Source organism: Actinomadura luteofluorescens (assembly GCF_013409365.1).
GTDB lineage: Bacteria > Actinomycetota > Actinomycetes > Streptosporangiales > Streptosporangiaceae > Spirillospora > Spirillospora luteofluorescens.
In genome coordinates, this window is sequence record NZ_JACCBA010000001.1 from 1,154,609 (window position 1) to 1,173,852 (window position 19,244).

At 74.2% G+C, this 19,244-nt stretch carries 18 protein-coding genes and 1 pseudogene; 6 read left to right on the forward strand and 13 right to left on the reverse strand.

Annotated elements, in window-relative coordinates; genetic code table 11:
• The first annotated feature begins 77 nt into the window (after positions 1-77).
• Together BJY14_RS05080 and BJY14_RS05085 are read left to right on the forward strand one after the other, a co-directional pair.
• Entirely contained in the window at positions 78-2,801 is a 2,724-nt protein-coding gene (locus BJY14_RS05080) for a cation-translocating P-type ATPase (protein ID WP_179842543.1), read from the forward strand.
• A complete protein-coding gene (locus BJY14_RS05085) occupies positions 2,798-3,322 on the forward strand; it encodes a CBS domain-containing protein (RefSeq protein WP_179842544.1) in 525 nt (174 codons plus the stop codon). Before BJY14_RS05080 ends, BJY14_RS05085 begins: the two co-directional genes overlap by 4 nt.
• A 15-nt stretch (positions 3,323-3,337) precedes the next feature.
• On the opposite strand, the gene BJY14_RS05090 is transcribed toward BJY14_RS05085, so the two are convergent.
• Both BJY14_RS05090 and BJY14_RS47665 read right to left on the reverse strand, forming a co-directional pair.
• Positions 3,338-3,688 (reverse strand): universal stress protein, encoded by a 351-nt coding sequence (locus tag BJY14_RS05090; RefSeq protein WP_312878981.1) that lies wholly within the window; start codon positions 3,686-3,688, stop codon positions 3,338-3,340.
• 175 nt (positions 3,689-3,863) lie between these two features.
• Positions 3,864-4,409 (reverse strand): annotated as a pseudogene (locus BJY14_RS47665) (universal stress protein); the annotation flags it as partial.
• Here BJY14_RS47665 and BJY14_RS05100 point away from each other — a divergent pair.
• Positions 4,408-6,825 (forward strand): glycoside hydrolase family 65 protein, encoded by a 2,418-nt coding sequence (locus BJY14_RS05100; protein ID WP_179842547.1) that lies wholly within the window; start codon positions 4,408-4,410, stop codon positions 6,823-6,825. The pseudogene BJY14_RS47665 and the gene BJY14_RS05100 overlap by 2 nt on opposite strands.
• 117 nt (positions 6,826-6,942) lie before the next feature.
• On the forward strand, positions 6,943-7,368 hold the full coding sequence (locus BJY14_RS05105; protein WP_179842548.1) for a pyridoxamine 5'-phosphate oxidase family protein: 426 nt from the start codon (positions 6,943-6,945) through the stop codon (positions 7,366-7,368).
• A 114-nt stretch (positions 7,369-7,482) separates the two neighbouring features.
• On the opposite strand, the gene BJY14_RS05110 is transcribed toward BJY14_RS05105, so the two are convergent.
• From BJY14_RS05110 to BJY14_RS05150, 9 genes are all read right to left on the reverse strand, one after another.
• On the reverse strand, positions 7,483-8,349 hold the full coding sequence (locus BJY14_RS05110) for a universal stress protein (protein ID WP_179842549.1): 867 nt from the start codon (positions 8,347-8,349) through the stop codon (positions 7,483-7,485).
• A gap of 52 nt (positions 8,350-8,401) precedes the next feature.
• Positions 8,402-9,235: a universal stress protein gene (locus BJY14_RS05115; RefSeq protein WP_179842550.1), complete on the reverse strand. Its 834-nt coding sequence runs from the start codon at positions 9,233-9,235 to the stop codon at positions 8,402-8,404.
• Between the two features lie 20 nt (positions 9,236-9,255).
• The gene (locus BJY14_RS05120; RefSeq protein WP_179842551.1) at positions 9,256-10,296 is read right to left on the reverse strand and encodes a zinc-dependent alcohol dehydrogenase family protein; all 1,041 of its coding nucleotides are present in this window, start codon (positions 10,294-10,296) and stop codon (positions 9,256-9,258) included.
• 89 nt (positions 10,297-10,385) lie between these two features.
• The gene (locus BJY14_RS05125; RefSeq protein WP_179842552.1) at positions 10,386-11,066 is read right to left on the reverse strand and encodes a DUF4389 domain-containing protein; all 681 of its coding nucleotides are present in this window, start codon (positions 11,064-11,066) and stop codon (positions 10,386-10,388) included.
• Positions 11,067-11,117: 51 nt separating this feature from the next.
• Positions 11,118-11,582, reverse strand: a complete 465-nt coding sequence (locus BJY14_RS05130; RefSeq protein WP_179842553.1) for a hypothetical protein — start codon at positions 11,580-11,582, stop codon at positions 11,118-11,120.
• Between the two features lie 160 nt (positions 11,583-11,742).
• Positions 11,743-12,273 carry an SMI1/KNR4 family protein gene (locus tag BJY14_RS05135; protein ID WP_179849170.1) on the reverse strand — a complete coding sequence of 177 codons (531 nt, stop codon included), beginning with the start codon at positions 12,271-12,273 and terminating at the stop codon, positions 11,743-11,745.
• A gap of 57 nt (positions 12,274-12,330) precedes the next feature.
• Positions 12,331-13,485, reverse strand: coding sequence for an FAD-dependent oxidoreductase (locus BJY14_RS05140; protein WP_179842554.1), 1,155 nt, complete (start codon positions 13,483-13,485; stop codon positions 12,331-12,333).
• A gap of 34 nt (positions 13,486-13,519) precedes the next feature.
• Complete coding sequence (locus tag BJY14_RS05145; RefSeq protein WP_179842555.1) at positions 13,520-13,957, reverse strand: cupin domain-containing protein; 438 nt, start codon at positions 13,955-13,957, stop codon at positions 13,520-13,522.
• A gap of 56 nt (positions 13,958-14,013) precedes the next feature.
• Positions 14,014-15,465, reverse strand: coding sequence for an MFS transporter (locus BJY14_RS05150; protein ID WP_218905115.1), 1,452 nt, complete (start codon positions 15,463-15,465; stop codon positions 14,014-14,016).
• Between the two features lie 164 nt (positions 15,466-15,629).
• On the opposite strand from BJY14_RS05150, the gene BJY14_RS05155 reads away from it, so the two are divergent.
• Entirely contained in the window at positions 15,630-16,772 is a 1,143-nt protein-coding gene (locus tag BJY14_RS05155) for a sensor histidine kinase (protein WP_179842556.1), read from the forward strand.
• Positions 16,769-17,428, forward strand: coding sequence for a response regulator (locus BJY14_RS05160; RefSeq protein WP_179842557.1), 660 nt, complete (start codon positions 16,769-16,771; stop codon positions 17,426-17,428). The genes BJY14_RS05155 and BJY14_RS05160 overlap by 4 nt, the downstream gene beginning before the upstream one ends.
• 42 nt (positions 17,429-17,470) lie before the next feature.
• Here BJY14_RS05160 and BJY14_RS05165 read toward each other — a convergent pair whose 3' ends face one another.
• Complete coding sequence (locus tag BJY14_RS05165) at positions 17,471-17,830, reverse strand: STAS domain-containing protein (protein ID WP_179842558.1); 360 nt, start codon at positions 17,828-17,830, stop codon at positions 17,471-17,473.
• Positions 17,827-19,146, reverse strand: a complete 1,320-nt coding sequence (locus tag BJY14_RS05170) for a PP2C family protein-serine/threonine phosphatase (RefSeq protein ID WP_218905117.1) — start codon at positions 19,144-19,146, stop codon at positions 17,827-17,829. Before BJY14_RS05170 ends, BJY14_RS05165 begins: the two co-directional genes overlap by 4 nt.
• Positions 19,147-19,244: the final 98 nt, after the last annotated feature.

A 19,244-nucleotide genomic window follows, 5' to 3' on the forward strand; every position in this document is an offset into this window, starting at 1 on the left:
TCCGCCGACGCCGGGACCTTCGGCCCTGATCCGCGCCGCCGCGTGCCGCCATGCTGAGGGCGGCAGGAGGTGCGACGATGACGACGGCTCCGGCGCCCTACCGGCGGACGGCCGAAGACGTGGTGCGCGAGTTCGGCGGCGACGCCTCCGACGGGCTGGCGTCCGACGAGGCGGCGCGGCGGCTGGAGCGGGACGGGCCCAACACGCTGCCCGCCGCACGCGGGCGCGGCCCGGTGGTGCGGTTCCTCCTCCAGTTCAACAGTCCTTTGATCTACGTGCTGCTGGTGTCGGCGGCGGTGACCGGACTGCTCGGCGAGCACGTGGACGCGCTGGTGATCCTCGGTGTGGTGGTCGTCAACGCCGTCGTCGGGTTCGTCCAGGAGTCGCGAGCGGAGAAGGCGCTGGGCGCCCTGGCCGCCATGGCCCGGACGGCGGCGCTGGTCGTCCGCGACGGCGCCGCACGGCGCGTGCCGTCGGCCGAGCTGGTGCGCGGCGACCTGGTCAGGCTGGAGGCCGGCGACAAGGTCCCGGCCGACCTGCGGCTGCTGCGGGCCGACGAGTTCGCCGTGGACGAGTCGGCGCTCACCGGCGAGTCGGTGCCCGTCGCCAAGGACACCGCGGCGCAGGGCGAGGCGGCCCTCGCCGACCGCACCGGCATGGCCTTCTCCGGCACGCTCGCGACGGCCGGGAGCGCCGCGGGCCTGGTGGTGGCGACCGGGGCGGGCACCGAGCTCGGCGGCATCCACCGGCTGGTGGAGGGCACCGGCGCGGTCCAGACGCCCCTCACCCGCAAGATCACCCATTTCAGCAAGATCGTGACGGTGGCGATCCTGGCGCTGGCCGCGCTGACCTTCCTCATCGGCGTGCTCCGCGGCCGCGGCGCGACCGAGATGCTCACCGCCGCGGTCGCCCTCGCGGTCGGCGCGATCCCCGAGGGGCTGCCCGCGGTCGTCACGATCACCCTCGCGCTCGGCGTCTCGCGCATGGTCCGCCGCGGAGCCATCGTCCGGCACCTGCCCGCCGTCGAGACGCTCGGCAGCACCACCGTCATCTGCACCGACAAGACCGGCACCCTCACCCAGAACCAGATGACCGTCACCGCCGTGTCCGCCGGAGGGCGCGACTACACCGTCACCGGCGCCGGCTACGCGCCCGACGGGACGATCCGGCAGGACGGCCGGGAGATCGACCCCGCCGGCCACCCCGCGCTCAGGGAGACGCTCCGGGCCGGCCTCGGCTGCAACGACGCGCAGCTGCACCGGCGGGACGGCTGGCAGATCACCGGGGACCCGACCGAAGGGGCCCTGCTGACCAGCGCGGCCAAGGCCGGCGTCGACAGCGTGCCGGACCGCACGGCAACGCTGCCGTTCAACGCCGAACGCCGCTACATGGCCACCCTGCACGAGGACGGCACCGTCTACGTCAAGGGCCCCGTCGAGCGGATCCTGGAACTGTGCGAGACCGCCGCCGGGCCGGACGGCGCGCCCGTCCCGCTCGACCGCGCGGCGGTCACCGCGCGCGCCGAGGCCTACGGCGGCCAGGCGCTGCGCGTGCTGGCCTTCGCCCGGGGGCACGCCGACGGCGCCGGTCTGGACGAGCCGCCCCCGCTGACCTTCCTCGGCCTGCAGGCCATGTTCGACCCGCCCCGCGAGGACGCCGCCCGCGCCGTCCGGACCTGCCACGACGCGGGCGTCCACGTCAAAATGATCACAGGTGACCACGCCGCCACCGCGCGCGCCGTCGGCACCCGCGTCGGGCTGGACGGCGAGGTGATGACGGGCGCCGAGCTCACCGGCGACGTCTCCGCCGAACGCGTCCAGGCCACCACCGTCTTCGCCCGCGTCTCCCCCGAGCAGAAGCTCCGCCTCGTCCAGATCCTGCAGGATCGCGGGCACGTCATCGCGATGACCGGGGACGGGGTCAACGACGCGCCCGCCCTCAAGCAGGCCGACATCGGCGTCGCCATGGGGCGCACCGGCACCGACGCCGCCAAGGAGTCGGCCGACATGGTCCTCACCGGCGACGACTTCGCCTCGATCGAGAAGGCCGTCGAGGAGGGGCGCGGCGTCTTCGACAACCTGGTGAAGTTCATCGTCTGGGCGCTGCCGTCCAACATCGGGCTCGGGCTCGTGCTGGTCGCCGCGATCGTCGCGGGCACGGCGCTGCCCGTCCTGCCGCTGCAGGTCCTCTGGCTGAACATGACCGCGGTGCTCGTGCTCGGCCTGCCGTTCTCCGTCGAGCCGAAGGACGAGCACATCATGAGCCGCCCGCCCCGCGACCCGTCCCTGCCGCTGCTCACCCGCGCGATGACGCTGCGGATCCTGGCGGTCTCGGCGATCCTGCTCGCCGGCGCGTTCGGCCTCCAGCACTGGGAACGCGCCCACGGCGCCACACCGCAGGTCGCGCAGACGGTGGTCGTCAACGTCTTCGCGCTGACGCTGCTCACCTACCTCTTCAACTGCCTGTCGCTGGACCGGCCGCTGCTGTGGCACGGCGTCCGCCGCAACCCCTGGGTCGGTGCCAGCATCCTGGCCCTGATCGCCATCCAGGCGCTCTACACCTACGCGCCCTTCATGAACGACCTGTTCCGCTCCGCTCCGCTCGGCGCCGCCGCCTGGGCGCGGATCGTCGTCATCGCCGCCGTCTCCTACGTGGTGGTCGAGATCCTCAAGTACGTCCAGCGGCGCGCTGATCCGGCCCTCCGGCAGGGCGGCGCGGGACGTTCGCCCCTGCCGGCGGCCGGGGCAGGCGAGGAGTCTGGAGGCGGAGGCAAGCCGTCCAGCCCGGAGGAGGAGCCATGACGTCGAGCCCACCGCTGGAGCAGCGCGCCGTCACCGAGCTGATGAGCCGCGACCTGCTCACCATCGCCGCGGACGAGTCCGTGATCATGGCCTGGGAGCTGATGTGCCGGGCCGAGATCCACCACCTGCCGGTCACCGACGTCGAGGGCGGCTTCCTCGGGGTCCTGGACGCCCAGACCCTCACCTCGTCCTGGAACGCCGCCGTCCCCCGCGAGGCCCGCCGGCCCGTCACGGCCCTCCTGCCGTCCCGGCCGCCCGCGGCGGTGCGCCCGTCTGCCACCGTCGCCGAAGCGGCCCTGGCCATGCTGGAGTCGGACAGGGACTACGTGGCGGTGACGGACGAGAACGGCGCCCTGGCGGGCCTCGTCACCGCACGGGACCTGGTCTGCGCCCTCGCCGGGGTGCACCGCGAGATCCCGGCGCGGACCGGAGGCATGCCGTCCCTGTACCGGATCGAGCCCGTGCTGCCGCGCGCGACGCCGGCCCCGCATCCCGGCCGGAGCAGCATCGGCCCCGACTGATCCGGCGGGCGCTCCTCACGCGGCGTTCTGGGCGGCGTACCGGGGCGCCGGGACGATGGCGACAGTGCAGGGGGCGTGGTGCAGCATCGCCGAGCTGGTCGCCCCCAGCAGCAGCGGGTCCAGGCTTCCGGTGCCGCGGTCCCCGACCACGAGCAGGTCGGCGGTTCCGGCGGCGTCCAGCAGCGCCTCACGGGGACGCTCCAGCAGCGGCATGACGTCCACATGGACCTTCGGGTAACGCCGCCGCCAGGGATGGACGACCTTCTCCAGCATCGCGGCCCGCGCCTGGAACAGCTTGGCCTTGTCGGCGAACAGGGGCAGGTCGCTCTCGGGGACGGCGCCCGGCTCCCACGCCCCGTGCACCACGCGCAGGTCGCACTCGCGCAGCGCGGGCCTCCTCGATGGCGAAGCCGACCGTCGCGTCCGCGCTTTCCGACGCGTCGACGCCGGCCACGACGAGACCGTGACCGCCGTCCGCGCCGCGGACCACCACCACGGGACGGCGGGTCCGCGACGGGAGCTCCGTCGCCGTCGAACCCGCGGGCATCCGGTGCCGCTCGTGCGAGCCGACCACGATCAGCTCCGCGTCGTCGGACTCGTACACCAGCGTGTCGCAGGCGGGCTCCCGCCTCAGCAGCGTGCGCACCTTCCCCTGCGCTCCCAGGGCGCGCGCGCGGCGCGCTCCCTTGCGCAGGAGGTTCTCGCCCGCCCGCTGGAGCACCGCCTGCACGCCGGCGTCCACGTGACCGCTCGGGTAGGGCCAGTGCCAGCAGTAGCACAGCATCAGGTCGAGCCCGCGGAGCCGTGCCTCCTCCACCGCCCAGCGCAGCGCTGGGTCGTTCTCCTTGGTCCCGTCGTAGCCGAATAGGACGTTGGACCTCTGGGCCCTCGTCAGCGCCGCCATCCGCCCGCCCCCTTCCTCCAACAGGGTCCCGACTACAGTCTCGGCCCGCCGGAACGTGCGAGGCAGGGGCCGAAGGTCCCCCCGCGCCGGGTCGTCCGGTACTGCCGGACGGCGACGGGCCGATGACAGCGTGGGTGGAGGGAACGTCCCCCCGGAGGCCTCGACGGTGTGAGGAGACGCCATGAGCCGGTGGGTCCTGGCCTATGACGGCTACGATCCCGCGACGGAGGGGCTGCGGGAGGCGCTGTGCACCCTCGGCAACGGCTACGTCGCCACCCGGGGCGCCGCTCCCGAGTCGCCGGCCGACGGCGTCCACTACCCCGGAACCTACGTCGCCGGCTGCTACGACCGGCTCCAGGCCGAGATCGGCGGGCTGCACGCCGACAACGCCGACCTCGTCAACATGCCGAACTGGCTGCCGTTGACCTTCCGCGCCGAGGACGGCGAGTGGTTCGATCCGGACGCCGCCCTCAAGGAGGACCGGCTCCTGTCCTACCGGCAGGAACTCGACCTGCGGCGCGGTGTCCTGACCCGGCTCGTCCGCGTGCGCGACCGGGCCGGGCGGACGTTCCGCCTCGCCCAGCGCCGGATCGTCTCCATGGACGACCCGCACCTGGCCGCGCTGGAGACCACGATCGTCGCCGAGGACTGGAGCGGCGCCCTGCACATCCGGTCCGCGCTGGACGGACGGGTCGCCAACGCCGGCGTCGAGCGGTACCGCGGCCTGCCTGGAACCCACCTCACCCGTGAGGAGCCGCCGCCGCAGAGCGGCCCGGAGCTGCTCCTGCTGCGCGCCTCCACCGTCTCCTCGAAGATCGGCATCGGGGTCGCGGCCCGCACCCGCGTGTCCGTCCCCGCCAAGGCCTCCCGGCTCGCCGAGGCCGGCTGGGCCGCCCAGGACCTCACCGTCGACGCCGAGCGGGGCGCGCACGTCACGGTCGAGAAGGTGGCGGCGGTGTTCACCTCCCGCGACCGCGCCGTCGAGGAGGCCGGCGAGGCCGCGCTCGGGGCCGCGGCGGGGGCGGGCGGCTTCGACGCCCTGCTGGAGCGGCACACGCTGGCGTGGAACCGGCTGTGGCGGCGCTGCCAGCTGAGCGTGGACCACGTCGAGGTCCAGCGCGTCCTCAACCTGCACATCTTCCACCTGCTGCAGACCGTGTCGGAGCACATCGTGGACCTGGACGTCGGGGTCCCCGCACGTGGCCTGCACGGGGAGGCCTACCGCGGCCACGTCTTCTGGGACGAGGTGTTCATCCTCCCGTTCCTGACCATGCGGTTCCCCGAGATCGCCCGCGCGCTGCTGATGTACCGGTGGCGGCGGCTTCCCGCCGCCCGGCGCGCGGCGGCGGACGCCGGGCGCCGCGGCGCCATGTACCCGTGGCAGAGCGCCGCCGACGGCCGCGAGGAGACCCAGCTCGTCCACCTCAACCCGCGGTCGGGCCGGTGGCTGCCCGACCACACGCACCTGCAGCGCCACGTCGGCCTGACCATCGCGCTCAACGTCTGGCGCTTCTACGAGGCGACCGGCGACGCCGAGTTCCTCGCCGAGTACGGCGCGGAGATCATGCTGGAGGTCGCCCGGTTCTTCGCCGACCTGACGGTCTACGACCACTCCACCGACCGGTACGGGATCCGCGGCGTCATGGGCCCGGACGAGTACCACGACGCCTACCCGGGGCGGGACCGGCCCGGCCTGGACGACAACGCCTACACCAACGTCCTCGCCGCCTGGCTGCTGGAGCGCGCGCTGGAGGCGCTCGCCGTCCTCCCCGAGGACCGCCGCGGGGAGCTGCGCGAGCGGCTCGCGCTGACCCGCGAGGAGATCACCCGCTTCGAGGACGTGGCGCGCAAGATGTACGTCCCGTTCCACGCCGGCGTGATCAGCCAGTTCGAGGGCTACGGCGCCCTGGAGGAGCTCGACTGGGCCCGCTACCGGGAGCGCTACGGCGACATCCGCAGGCTGGACCGGATCCTGGAGGCCGAGGGCGATTCGCCGAACCGCTACAAGGCCTCGAAGCAGGCCGACGTGCTCATGCTCTTCTACGTGCTCTCGCCGGGCGAGCTGGACGCCGTCCTGCGGAACCTCGGCTACGAGCACGGGCCCGAGCTCGCCGCCCGGACGATCGCCTACTACCTGCCGCGCACCTGCGACGGGTCGACGCTGAGCTCGCTCGTCCATGCCTGGCTCCTCGCCTACACCGACGGGGACGAGGCCTGGGACGTCTTCCTCGACTCGCTGTTCACCGACATCACCGGCATCCAGCGCGGCACCATCGCCGAGGGGATCCACCTGGGGGCGATGGCCGGCACCGTCGACCTCGTCCAGCGGTGCCACGCCGGGGTCCGCACCCGGGGCGGCGCGCTGCGGCTGGAGCCGCGCCTGCCCTCGGCGGTCGGCGAGCTGCGCCTCGGGCTGCGCTACCGCGGCCACTGGGGCATCGACCTGACCTGCCGCCAGGACCTGGTCCGCGTCGCGCTGCGCCCCGGCGCGGCCTCCCCCATCCGCATCTCCTACGGCGCCGAGGACATCGAGATCCAGCCCGGCGCGTCCTGGGAGAGTCCCCTGGTCGCCGGCAGGCCGCCGCCGGCCGGCGGCTGAGCCGGGCCGTTCGAAGGGCCCGGCCGGAAGGGGACGGACGGCGACCGGCGCGGTGACCTAGGGCCCCTCCCGCCCGCCGCGGGCGGCGCGGAGCATGGAGTCATGAGGGAGGAAGCCATGAGGAGCGCGGACGAGGCGGCGGGCCTCACGCGAGCGGAATGCCTGCGCCTGATGGGCACCGCCGCCGTCGGCCGGATCGTCTTCACCCGGCAGGCGCTGCCCGCCGTGGCTCCGGTCGGTTTCGTCGTCGACGGCGAGGACGTCGTCATCCCGGTGCCGCGCGGTTCAGGGCTGGTCACCGCGACCCGCGGCGCGATCGTGGCCTTCCAGGCCGACGACCTGGACGCCGCCGACCGCATCGGGTGGTCGGTCACCGTCGTCGGACGGGCGCGGGTCGTCCGCGATCCCGGCGACCGCGCCCGCGAGGCCCTCCGGCCCTGGACGGCGGGAACGGGCGCCGAGTTCATCCTGGTCTCCTGCGGGCGGATCAGCGGCCAGCGCGTCGGAGTCGTCATGGCCGGCGACCGCGAGACCGCGGCCTGAACGGCCGGGCGCCCCGCGCGGACCGGCGCCCGCCCCTTCATCCGAAAGGCCCGGCGGCTGCCGGGCCTTTCGGATGCGGCGGTCATGTCCAGGCGACCATGTCCGGTGTCGCGCTCACGGTGCGGGGGCGGTCACGGCGGGGACGGCGGCGACCGGGCAGTGCGCGTGGTGCAGGAGGCCGTGCATCACCGCGCGGCTGCGCGGCACGGTCAGGCCCTCGCGGGGATGCGAGCCGGCGACCACCAGATCGACGTCGCGGGACGCGGCGACGAGCGCGGCGGCGGGGTTGTCCTGCACGAGGTCCTCCACGACCTCCACCCCCGGGAAGCTCTTGCGCATCGGCGCGTGCGCCTCGATGACGCGCCACCGGGCCCGCTCCTCGACGCGGCGGATGTCGAGGCCCGCTCCGGGCTCGTCCAGGGCCGCCGGGAACGGCCAGGCGTGCACGACGCGGAGCCTGGCCTCGCGTGCGGCGGCGGCCCGGAACGCGTACTCCAGAACGGCGGAGTCGTCGCCGAGGCCGATGCCCACGGCGATCTCGCGGCGCTCGGCGGCCGGTTCGCCGCGCACCACCACGACGGGGCAGGCGGAGTGCCGGACCGCGCCCAGCCCGACCGAGCCGAGGACCAGGCCCGCGAACCCGCCGAGACCGCGGCTGCCCACCACCATCTCGAACGCCTCCTCGGAGTGCTCGGCCAGCGCCCGGACGGTGCGCGCGGACGCCAGTTCCAGGCTCACCGGCACCTCCGGCCGCCGGGCGTGCGCGACGCGTTCCGCGGCCATCAGCACCTCCTCGCCCTCCCGCCTCAGCGAGACCACCTCGCCGGGGGCGGTGTTGAGCGGGATGTCGAACCCCCACCGCTCCACCGCGTGCAGGATCTTCAGGGGGCGGCCGTAGCGGGCGGCCTCGTCGGCGGCCCAGGCGACGGCCCGCTCGGACGGGACGGAGCCGTCGGCTCCGACGATGATCGGATCGGACATGGTCAACTCCTCTTCGCTTCCCCCGGTGGACGTCCCGCCGGGGCGGCGCCGGTCACCTGTCGATGGGCACGACGACCACGGGGCAGTGCGCGTGGTGCAGGACCGCGTGGTTGACCCGGCCCAGCGCCATGCCGATCCGGCCCGTCCGGCGGGCGGCGCCCACCACCACCAGGGCGGCCGACCGCGACGCCTCGACGAGAGCCTGGCCCGCCGCACGGTCGGAGACGAGCTGCTCCACCCGGACGTCCGGGTGGTGCTCGCGCAGGCCCGCCAGGGCCTCCGACAGCTCCAGGTCCTCCATCACCCGCCGGCGGGGGGACCCGAACTCCCCGCCCACGGCGTGCAGCGCCAGGATCCCGGCGCCGCGCGAGGCGGCCTCCTCGAAGGCCCAGCCGGCCATGGCGATCTCGCCGGGGCGGTCCTCGACCCCCACCACGATCCGTGCCGGGGCCTCGGCGGGGTAGGGCGCCTCGCGCGGCACCACCAGGACCGGGCACCGGGCGTGCGCGGCGGTGTACAGCCCGACCGACCCGAACAGCAGGCCCTCGAACCCGCCCATGCCGCGCGACCCCACGGCCACGAGCGCGGCGTGCTCGCTGCCCTCCACCAGCGCGCCGCCCGGGTCCGTCCGGACCAGCCGCGTCGCGACGTCGAGGTCGGGATTCACCTTCAGCGCGTACTGCCGCGCCTCGGCGAGCAGGTCCTCCCGCTCGGCGACCAGCCGGCGCAGCGCGTCCTTCGGGATCGCCCCGTCGTCCACCAGCGCGCGGGAGGCGTGCACCAGTTCCAGCGGCCTGCGGTGCCGGACGGCGTAGTCGGCGGCCCAGTCGAGGGCCCGCCAGGCGTGGGCGGAGCCGTCGACGCCCACGATGATCTGGGTCGGCATGGCCTCTCCTCGGTTCGGGTTCAGCGGGTCAGGACGACTTTGAGGGCGCCGGTGCGGCCGGCGTCGGCGAACACCTCGTAGGCCCTCGGGAACTCCTCCAGCGCGAAGTGGTGGGTGACGAACCGCCCGGCGTCGAGCTGGTGCCCGGCGACGAGCCTGAGCAGGGTGGGAGTGGAGAAGGTGTCCACCAGTCCCGTGGTGATGGTGATGTCCCGGATCCACTGCTCTTCCAGGTGCAGCGCGGCCGGGGCGCCGTGCACGCCGATGTTGGCGATCCGGCCGCCGGGGCGGGCCAGCGCGACCGTCAGCTCGAAGGCCTCGGGGACGCCGACGGCCTCGATGGCCACGTCGGCGCCGAGGCCGCCGGTCATGTCGCGCACCGCCGCCAGGGCGTCCTGCCGGGAGTTGTTGACGGTGGCGTCGGCGCCGAACTGCTTGGCCGCCTCCAGCCGGCTGTCGGCCAGGTCGATCGCGACGACGTGGCTCGGGCTGAACAGCCGCGCCCCCATGATCGCCGCGAGCCCGATCGGGCCCGCGCCCACCACCGCCACGACGTCGCCGGGACGGACGGCTCCGTTGAGCACGCCGACCTCGTAGCCGGTCGGCAGGATGTCGGCCAGCATCAGCACGTCCTGCGCGGGCACGCCGGACGGCAGCGGGTGCACCGAGGTGTCGGCGAACGGCACCCGGACGTACTCGGCCTGCGTCCCGTCGATCTTGTGGCCGAGGATCCAGCCGCCGCCGCCCAGGCACTGCCCGTACCGGGACTCGCGGCAGAACCGGCACGTGCCGCACGCGGTGATGCACGACACCAGCACCTGGTCGCCCGGCGCGACCGTCCGCACGCCGGAACCGACGGCCTCGACCGTGCCGACCGCCTCGTGCCCGAGGATCCGCCCGTCGGTCACCGCCGGGACGTCTCCCTTGAGGATGTGCAGGTCCGTGCCGCAGATGGTCACCGCGTCCACCCGCACCACCGCGTCGCCGTCCGCGACGATCTCGGGCTCGGGCACGTCCTCCCAGGACTTCCGGCCAGGTCCGTGGTACACCAGCGCCCGCATGGCGAGCCTCCCTCGTCGTCCTCAGGTTCGCTACCAGGGTCGAACGGGGGCGACGGCGGCGGCAGGGCCTAACGTCCCAGGGCGCGGGCCTAACGTCCCGGCGCGTCCGGCGCCGCGGGCACCGGTTCGGCACCGGGCTCGGCGCCGCCCATGTCCAGCCGGAACGGCGGGTAGCGGTCGGTCATCAGGAAGGCGTAGCCGGCCACCCGCAGGACCCACCGGTCCATCCCCATCACGAACGCGAAGACGCCCCGCAGGTAGCCCCCGGTGAACAGCAGCGCGATCGCGGCGATGAGCACCAGCAGCCCGACGACGCCCGGCGAGTTCCAGTTCTCCCCGCCCATGCCGCCGCCGGTGAACAGCGAGACCACCAGGTAGTGCGGGATCGCCAGCAGCCACCACTTCACCAGCACCAGCCCCCGCGACAGGCGCTCGGGGTAGTCGATCCGCAGCCGGGCCGGGTAGTCCGGGACGTCTGCGAGCGTGAACGGCGGGTACCGGTCGGTGCCCAGGGCGCCGTAACCGTAGAACGCCACCCGCCACGCCCAGCGCAGCACCCCGACGTCGAACTCGAAGATCGGCCGCGGGTAGCGGCCGGTGACCAGGATCGCGAAGAACGCGACCACGGTGAGCACGGTGAAGGCGATCCCGAGGAAGAACAGCACGATGTAGTGCGGGATCAGCAGCAGCCACTTCACCAGCCACAGCCACCGCGACAGAGGCTCCTCCAGCCGTCCCTCCACGTGGACCGGCGTGTCTCGGCCGTCCATCTCGTCCTCCCCTAGCCGAGCGTCCGGCGACCCGGTGTCACCGGGCTTGTCCTAGACCCACCGTCGGCTCCCGCTCCGCGGCGGCGTAGGGAGGAACGTCCGGACCCCGGAGGGACCAAGGTCGGTGGTCCGCAGGCCCAGCTGCACCTTCCACATGGCCTCGGCCAGCGCGTGGAACTGGTAGAGCAGGCGCCGCAGGGCGGGCAGGTCTCCGGCGGACGCCGTCGCGGCGGCGTGCTCGGCGACGATCGTGAGCCGGTTGACGCGGCACGCCAGGAAGTGGGCGAGCGCCTCGCGGCGCACGCTCCCGGACAGGGTGTCGAGCAGGATCGCCTCGGCGGCGCGCAGCTCGGCCATGACCTCGGCGGTGGCGGCGCGCACGTCGACGCCCGTTCCGAGGCCGCTCCTCGCCACCAGCCTGAGCCTGCTCAGCGCGGGCAGGCAGCGCCGGTGGTGCCGGCGCAGCCGGTCCTCCAGGAGCGCCGGATCGGCCACACCCGTCCCAGTGCCGCTCATGTTCCCTCCCCGTTCGTGGCGGCACGCCGGCCCCGTCGTGCCCAGCCGGGGGGCATGGCCGTCGCGCACATCGACGATCCCCGCCCCCGGCCGGGGGCGGGTAGGGAGGGAGGTCCCGGTCCGGGGGACGAAGGTCCCGAACAGCCCGTCGCCTACGGGGTCAGCGGCACATCGCGTCGATGTGGTCCGAGAAGTGCGGGAACTCCGCCTGCGCGGCGGCCACGACCTCGGTGGGCGAACGGCGCCCGGGGGCGTGGCGCTCGGCGATCGCGCGGAAGGCGTCGTTCGGTTCCGCCGGGGAGTCGGGCTCCTCCAGGGCCTCCGCGGGCCCGAGGCCGGCGGCGAACAGCCACAGCAGATCGCCGAGGTCGCGCGCGATCACCCCGCGGTCGCCCTCGGAGCCGAGGTAGACCACGGGCTGGCCGGTGACCGGCACGCCGGGCCGCACCAGCCAGAAGCCGACGTAGTCGCCCGCCCCGGTCGAGCCGAAGAAGCGGAACTCACCGCCGTCCACGTCCGGGTTGCCGGTCCAGAGGCGGAACCACCACGCCGTCTTCGCCGGTTCCTCGAAGCGGTCGTACGGCTCGAAGTCGCAGCCGCGCCCCTCGTCGGTCTCGTCGTCCCATTCCCATTCGAAGCCGATCGCGGCCACCTCTGCAAGGGCGGTGGGCAGCGCGAGGTCCCCAGGCATGTTCTCCACCCCGGCAGGCTAGGCGATCTTCACCCGTACCGGGACGGCGGTCGCGGGTCAGCGCGAAGGCGGGGCCGCGCGGCCGGCCCGCACCCGGAACCGGTCCGGGGCCGGGCGCTCCCCCGACGCCGCCTCGGCGATGATGCGGCCGAGGAGCGGCGCGAACTTCGCGCCGTGCCCCGAGCACGGCGAGGCGACCGTGATCCCGTCCGCGCCGTCGACCACGAAGTCCTCGGTGGGGGTGTTGGTGAACAGGCAGGTCGTCTCCGCGTACGGCTCGGGGACGACGCCGGGCAGGGCCCGCCGGACGTAGGCGACGATCCGTTCGCGGTTGGCCGGGTCGATCGCGCCGGTCTGCGCGGCCGCGCTCCGGATCGGCCGCCCGCCGTTGAACTCGGCCACCTTCTGGCCGCTCCGGCCGCCGGGGAGGCCTGCGTCACGGCCGCCGGGAAGGCCGTAGACCAGCGCGTCCGACTGTTTGTGGATGAACGTCGGCCAGGGTTCCTCCGGAGCGTCGCGGTAGGGGAAGTGGTAGGCGTTCTCCTGCATCACCTGGAGCGGCGGGAAAGCGGAGAGGAACGAGTCCGGCAGCGGGAGGCCGCCGAGCAGGTCGGGCAGCCAGCCCCCGGCGGCGACGACGACCTTCTCGGCCTCCTCCGCCCGCCCGTTCGGGCCCACGATCCGGTGGCCGCCGCCCGCCCGCTCGACCGACGACACGGGACGGCCGGTCTCGACCCGGGCGCCCTCGGCCCGCGCCAGCCGCAGCATGGCCGCCACCGAGGCCTCCGCGTCGACCACGCCGGCGGCCGGATGCCACAGCACGTCGCCTTCCCCGAAGCGGAACCGCGGCCAGCGCGCGGCCGCCTCGGCGCCGGTCAGCAGCTCGTGATCGACGCCGACCTTCGCGAACACCTCGGCCAGCGCCGCCGGATCCCGGGCCGCTCCGGCGTCCAGGGAACCCGTGCGGGTGAACAGCCGCTCGCCGGACAGGCGCTCCAGCTCCCGCCATTCGCGCCGCGCGTCGACGACCATCTGGGCGTAGAACGGGTCGGCGTAGCCGTACCGGAGGATCCGCGCGGATCCGTGGGAACTGCCTTCGGCGTTGGCCGGCGCGCGACGCTCCAGCACCGTCACCTCGTGCCCGCGCCTTGCCAGCTGCCAGGCGGTCGCGGCGCCCACCAGGCCGGCCCCGACGACGACGTACGTGCCCATCTCGATGCTTCCTTCCCACCCTGGACCAGGTTCATCACCGTAGGGCGGCGCGGTGGACGGCGGTAGGTTCCGGGCCGCGGGGACGGCCGGCGGTCCGCTTCTCCAGGCGGCTGCCGCGGGGCAGGGTGAGAGCCATGATGCTGCTGGGCGTGTCCAGCTCCATGCGGTGCCATCGTCCGCGCGGGATGATGGCGGCGGTTCCGGCCGTCAGCCTGATCACCTCCTCCTGCAGGCCCGGCTCCTCGGGACGGAGGTAGAGGCGCAGCTTCCCGATGAGGCAGGACACGACCTCCTCGGCCTCGGGGTGGACCTCCCAGTGGTCGGCGTGGACGTCGGCGTCGGTCTTCGCGTGGAAGGCCGTCAGCCGCCACCCGTCGCGCTCGTCGTCGAGGGCGCGCGGGGCGGCCTCGATTTCCCCGCCTTGGCGGAGGTGGAGGAAGCAGGAGAAGAGATCGATCGGGGCGACGGTCATACCGGGACGTCCTTTCTGGGGTGGGCTGCTCGGCGGCGAGGGTCTCGCCGGTCCGGTCAACCGGAAACGGTCAGCGGGTCGCGGTCGTCGATCTGCTCGGCCGGCGACGGCGGGGCGGTCCGGGGCAGCACGGTGAAGGCGACCAGGGCGGCGGCGGCCAGGAGCGCGGCGCCGAGGGTGAGGCCGAGCGCGTACCCGCTGTTGAGGGCCTGAGGTGTGGGGACGTCGCCGCCGCGGTGCTGCGCGGCGGTGCCGAGGGCGGCCAGCCCGAGGGAGGCGCCGATCTGGCGCGAGCTGTTGAGCAGCGCCGAGGCGGTGCCGGTCTCCCGCGCCGCGACCCCGGCGGTGGCGATGGACACGACCGGCGCCAGGCAGAGCCCGAAGCCCACGCTCGCGACGATCGAGGGCCCCAGCACGTCGGTGCCGAAGGCGCCGTCCGAACTGATCATGCCGAACCAGGCGAACCCCGCCGCCGCCAGCAGCCCGCCGGCGACCAGCAGGGTCCGGGGGGCCAGCCGGTAACCGAGCTTGACGGCCAGGAACGATCCGGCGACGACTCCCAGCGCGAACGGCAGGAACATGGTCCCGGTCAGCGCCGCTCCGTGCCCGAGCACGCGTTGCAGGTAGAGGGACATGAAGTAGAAGGACGAGGCCATCGCGGCGCCGACCAGGAGGTTGAAGGCGTTGGCGCCGGCCACCGAGCGGTTGGCGAACAGGCCGAGTCTGATCAGCGGGTCGCGGGCGGTGGTCCGCTCCAGGTGGAGGAACGCGGCCAGCAGCAGGGCGGCGACGGCCAGGGTCGTCAGGGTGACGGGCGAGGTCCACCCGTGCCGGTCCGTGCGCACGATCCCGAACACCAGCAGGCTCATGCCCGCGGTGGCCAGGACGGCGCCGAGGACGTCCGGGCGGCCGCCGCGGTCCGGGGGCGGTCCGGCGGCGACTCCGCGCCAGGCCAGTGCCAGCGCGCCGGCGGCCATCGGCACGTTCACCAGCATCACCCAGCGCCAGCCGGCGTACTCGGTGAGCACGCCGCCGATGAGGACGCCGAGCGCGCCTCCGGCGGCGTTCGTCGCGCTCCAGATCCCGAAGGCCCGGACCCGCGCCCGGCCCGAGGGGAACGTCGCGGTCAGCAGTGCCAGCGCGGCCGGTGCCAGCGCCGCCGCGCCGACGCCCTGGGCGGCGCGGGCGGCGACGAGATGGCCGGGTTCCTGCGCCAGGCCGCCGGCGAGGGAGGCCAGGCCGAACAGACCGAGCCCGAGCAGGAGGACGGGTTTGCGGCCGTACCGGTCGGCGGCCTTGCCGCCCAGCAGGAGCAGCCCCCCGAAGGAGAGCGCGTAGGCGTGGATCACCCAGGTCACGCCGACAGCGCCGAACCCGAGGCCGGAGGCGATCCGCGGGAGGCCCACGTTCACCACCGACAGGTCCAGCGACACCATGAACTGCACGACGGCCACCGCCGCCAGTGTCATCCCGGGGCGTGCCCCGGCCTTCTCCTCGATCGTTTGCATGCCTGAAATGGTGATGTTCGGGCAGGTCAGCGCGCATCGCTCGGGAGATGGCCTTTTGCGCTGACGCCCGCGGCGTACGATCAGTGGCACTACACCGCAGGATGTAGGGATTTCTCCGCCATGCCGCCGAGGAATCTCGGGGAAAACGGTCCTAATCTGCACGGATGAGCTCCATGAACCGGTGGCGGCCGCTCGCCCAGGACGGCCTGCTCGCCGTGGCGATGGCCCTCTTCCTGTCGGTCGTCGTGGCCATCACCCCGCACGCGGGCGCGCTCGACCTCGCCGCCGCCCTGGCCGGCTCGCTCGCGCTCGTCGCCTGGCGGCGGGCGCCCCTGGCGGCCCTGGTCGTCAGCGCGGGCTGCATGCTGGCGCTCGCCGCGCACGTCCGGCCGGGCCCGGCGGCCGCCTTCCCCGTCATCGTGGCCGTGTTCGCCGCGTTCAGGGCGGGCCACCGGCTCGCCACCGCGCTGGTGGGCACGGCCTTCCTCGGCGCCGGCCTGATGGTGCGGCTGCCCAGCGCCGACGGCTCCCTGCGCGACCTGCAGAGCCTCTCGCTGCTGGTCGGGTGGTTCGTGGCGGCCGGCGTGACGGCGACGGTGACCCGGCACCGGCAGGCCTACCTCGAGGAGGCCGAGCGGCGGGCCGCCGAGGCCGAGCGCACCCGCGAGGAGGCGGCCCTGCGCCGGGCCGGCGAGGAGCGCCTGCGCATCGCCAGGGAGCTGCACGACTCCCTCACGCACAGCATCTCGATCATCAAGGTCCAGGCGGGGGTGGCCGTCCACCTGGCGCGCAGGCGCGGCGAGGACGTCCCGCCCGCCCTGCTGGCCATCCAGGAGGCCAGCGGCGACGCCATGCGCGAGCTGCGCGCCACGCTGGAGGTGCTGCGCGACGACGGCCGCTCCGGCGGCGAGTCCCCCGCCAGCGGCCTCGACCGGCTCGACGACCTGGTGGAGCGGGCCCGCTCGATCGGGCTGCCGGCCACGGTGACGATCTCTGGTACGCGGTGCGACCTGCCCGCGGAAGTGGACCGTGCCGCGTACCGGATCGTCCAGGAGGCGCTCACCAACGTCTCCCGGCACGCGGGCGGCGCGGCCGCGGCGGTGCGCGTCGACTATGCGGGCGGTGAACTGGTCGTGCAGGTCGACGACGACGGCCAGGCCGACCCGGACGCGCCGCCCGTGCCCGGCACCGGCCTTCTCGGCATGCGCGAGCGCGTCACCGCTCTCGGCGGCCGGTTGCGGGCCGGGCCCCGGCCCGAAGGGGGCTTCACCGTGCGCGCCGAGCTTCCCCTGGGGGAACCCTCGTGATCCGCGTACTGCTCGTGGACGACCAGGCGCTCATCCGCGGCGGCTTCCGGGCGCTGCTGGAGATCGAGGACGACATCGAGGTGGTGGCCGAGGCCGCGAACGGCGAGCTGGGCGTCGCGCTCGCCGCCGAGCACCGGCCCGACGTCGCGCTCGTCGACGTCCAGATGCCGGTGATGGACGGCATCGAGGCGACCCGGCTGATCGCGGCCGACCCCCGGCTGAGCGGAGTCCACGTCGTGATCCTCACCAACTACGGCCTCGACGAGTACGTCTTCAACGCGCTGCGCTCTGGCGCCTGCGGGTTCATGGTCAAGGACACCGAGCCCGAGGACCTGGTGCGGGGCGTGCGGGTCGCGGCCCGCGGCGACGCGCTGCTGTCCCCCGCGATCACCCGGCGCCTGATCGGCGAGTACGTCGCGCGCCGTCCCGATCCCGCCCCCGAGGGGCTCGACATGCTCACCAGGCGGGAGCGCGAGGTCCTCGTGCTGGTGGCCCGGGGCCTGTCCAACGACGAGATCGCCGCCCACATGGTGATCAGCCCGGCCACCGCGAAGACGCACGTCAGCAGGGTGCTGGCCAAGCTGCACGTCAGGGACCGCGCCCAGCTCGTCGTGTTCGCGTACGAGTCCGGCCTCGTCACCCCGCGGCGCGGCTGACCCCGCCCGGCGGCCTCGCCCCGCGGCCTCGGCGCGGTCGCCTCACCGCTCGCCCAGGGACTTGACGGCCTCGTCTGCGGTGGGGTGGAAGGCGAAGACCTGGTCGAGTCCGGTGATCTCGAAGACCCGGGTGAGGTCGGGGTTCAGCCCGGCGAGCACGATCCTGCTCTGGGCCGCCTGCGCCCTGCGGTAGCCGGCGATCAGCACGGTGATGCCGGTGGAGTCGCAGTAGTTCAGCTCCGTCACGTCGAGCACGGCGCCGCCGCCCGAGGCCAGCGGCAGGGCATCGAGGGCCTCCCGCAGGCGCGGGGCCGTGTGGTAGTCGAGGTCTCCCGCGACGCGCAGGACGGGGACTTCGGCCCCCTCGGACGGGAGGCTGACGGTGAAGGTGTGGTCGGTCACCGAAGTGGCTCCTGTCCGGACGATTCGGCACGGCGAGGCACGGACAGAGCCAGCAGAGCCGTGTCGTCGCTGACTCCCGCGCCCAGTTCCGTGAGCAGTTTATGGACGTTCGCCAGCAGATTATCCGCTCCCTCATAGGGCGCGCTGGTCAGATGGGCGGTGAGGCCCTCGTCGCCGAGCATCGCGCCGTCCGGGGTGCGGGCCTCGGTGAGGCCGTCGGTGTACAGCAGGAGGGCGTCGCCGGGGGCGAGGCGGACCTCCGCCTGCCCGAAGACCGGGGCGGGCAGTATCCCGATGAGCTGCCCGCCGGGTGTGTCGACGGACTCGACCGTCCCGTCCGCGCGGACCACCAGGGCGGGCGGATGGCCGCCCCCGGCCAGCGTGACGGCGAAGGAACCGTCCGGCTCGGGGGCGAGGACCCCGAACAGCGCGGTGCAGAAGCGCGGGTCGCCCTGGTACTCCCCCTTGAGAACGGCGTCGAGGTTGCCGAGCGCGGCGCACGGGTCGGGCTCGTAGATGGCGGCGGCGCGCAGGGTGTAGCGGGTGAGGGAGGTCAGAGCGGCGGCCTCGGCGCCCTTGCCGCACACGTCGCCGAGGAAGAACGCCCAGCGGCCGTCGTTCAGGGGGAACAGGTCGTAGAAGTCGCCGCCGACCTCGTCCTGGGAGACCGGATGGTACGCGGCGGCGGCGTCGAGGCCCGGCACCTTCGGCAGGGCGGGCGGCAGCAGGGTGCGCTGGAGGGTGCGCACCAGGCGCTCGGCCCCGGTGCGCATGGTCCGCTCGGCCGTGATGGTGCAGATCGACGACAGTCGCCGCTCCAGCTCCTGGGCGACCAGAGCGGCCAGGTCGCCCAGGATGCGCAGCTGCGCCTCGGACGCGTCGCGGGGACGGGTGTCCAGCACGTTGACGGTGCCGAGGCGGTGGCCGTCCGCGGTGGTGATGGGGGCGGCCGCGTAGAAGCGCACGCCCAGCTCGCCGTGAACGAGGGGGTTGGCTGCCGTCCTCGGGTCGGTGAGCGCGTCCGTGACGACGTAGGGGGTGTCGTGGAGGATGGCGGAGGCGCACAGCCCGGGATCGCGGTCGATCTGTGACACGCCGTGTAGACCATGGGCCGCCTTGAACCAGATACGGTCGCTGTCCACGATGGCCACGGTGGCGATCGGCGCGTCGCAGCAGCGAGCGGCCAGGGACGCGATGGTGTCGAACATGCCGTCGGGCGGGGTGTCGAGTATCCGGTAGCGGCGGACGGCCGCGAGCCGCTCCCGTTCGGCGGCGGGTTCGGGCACGGGTTCGAGGTGGCGGGCAGGCTCCGTCACCGTCACCTCCTCTGGTCGGGACCGGGCGGCGGCAGTCCCGCCAGAAGGAAGGCTTTACCCTGTTTGGTCTACTTATCACCTCGGCCATTGACCAGGAT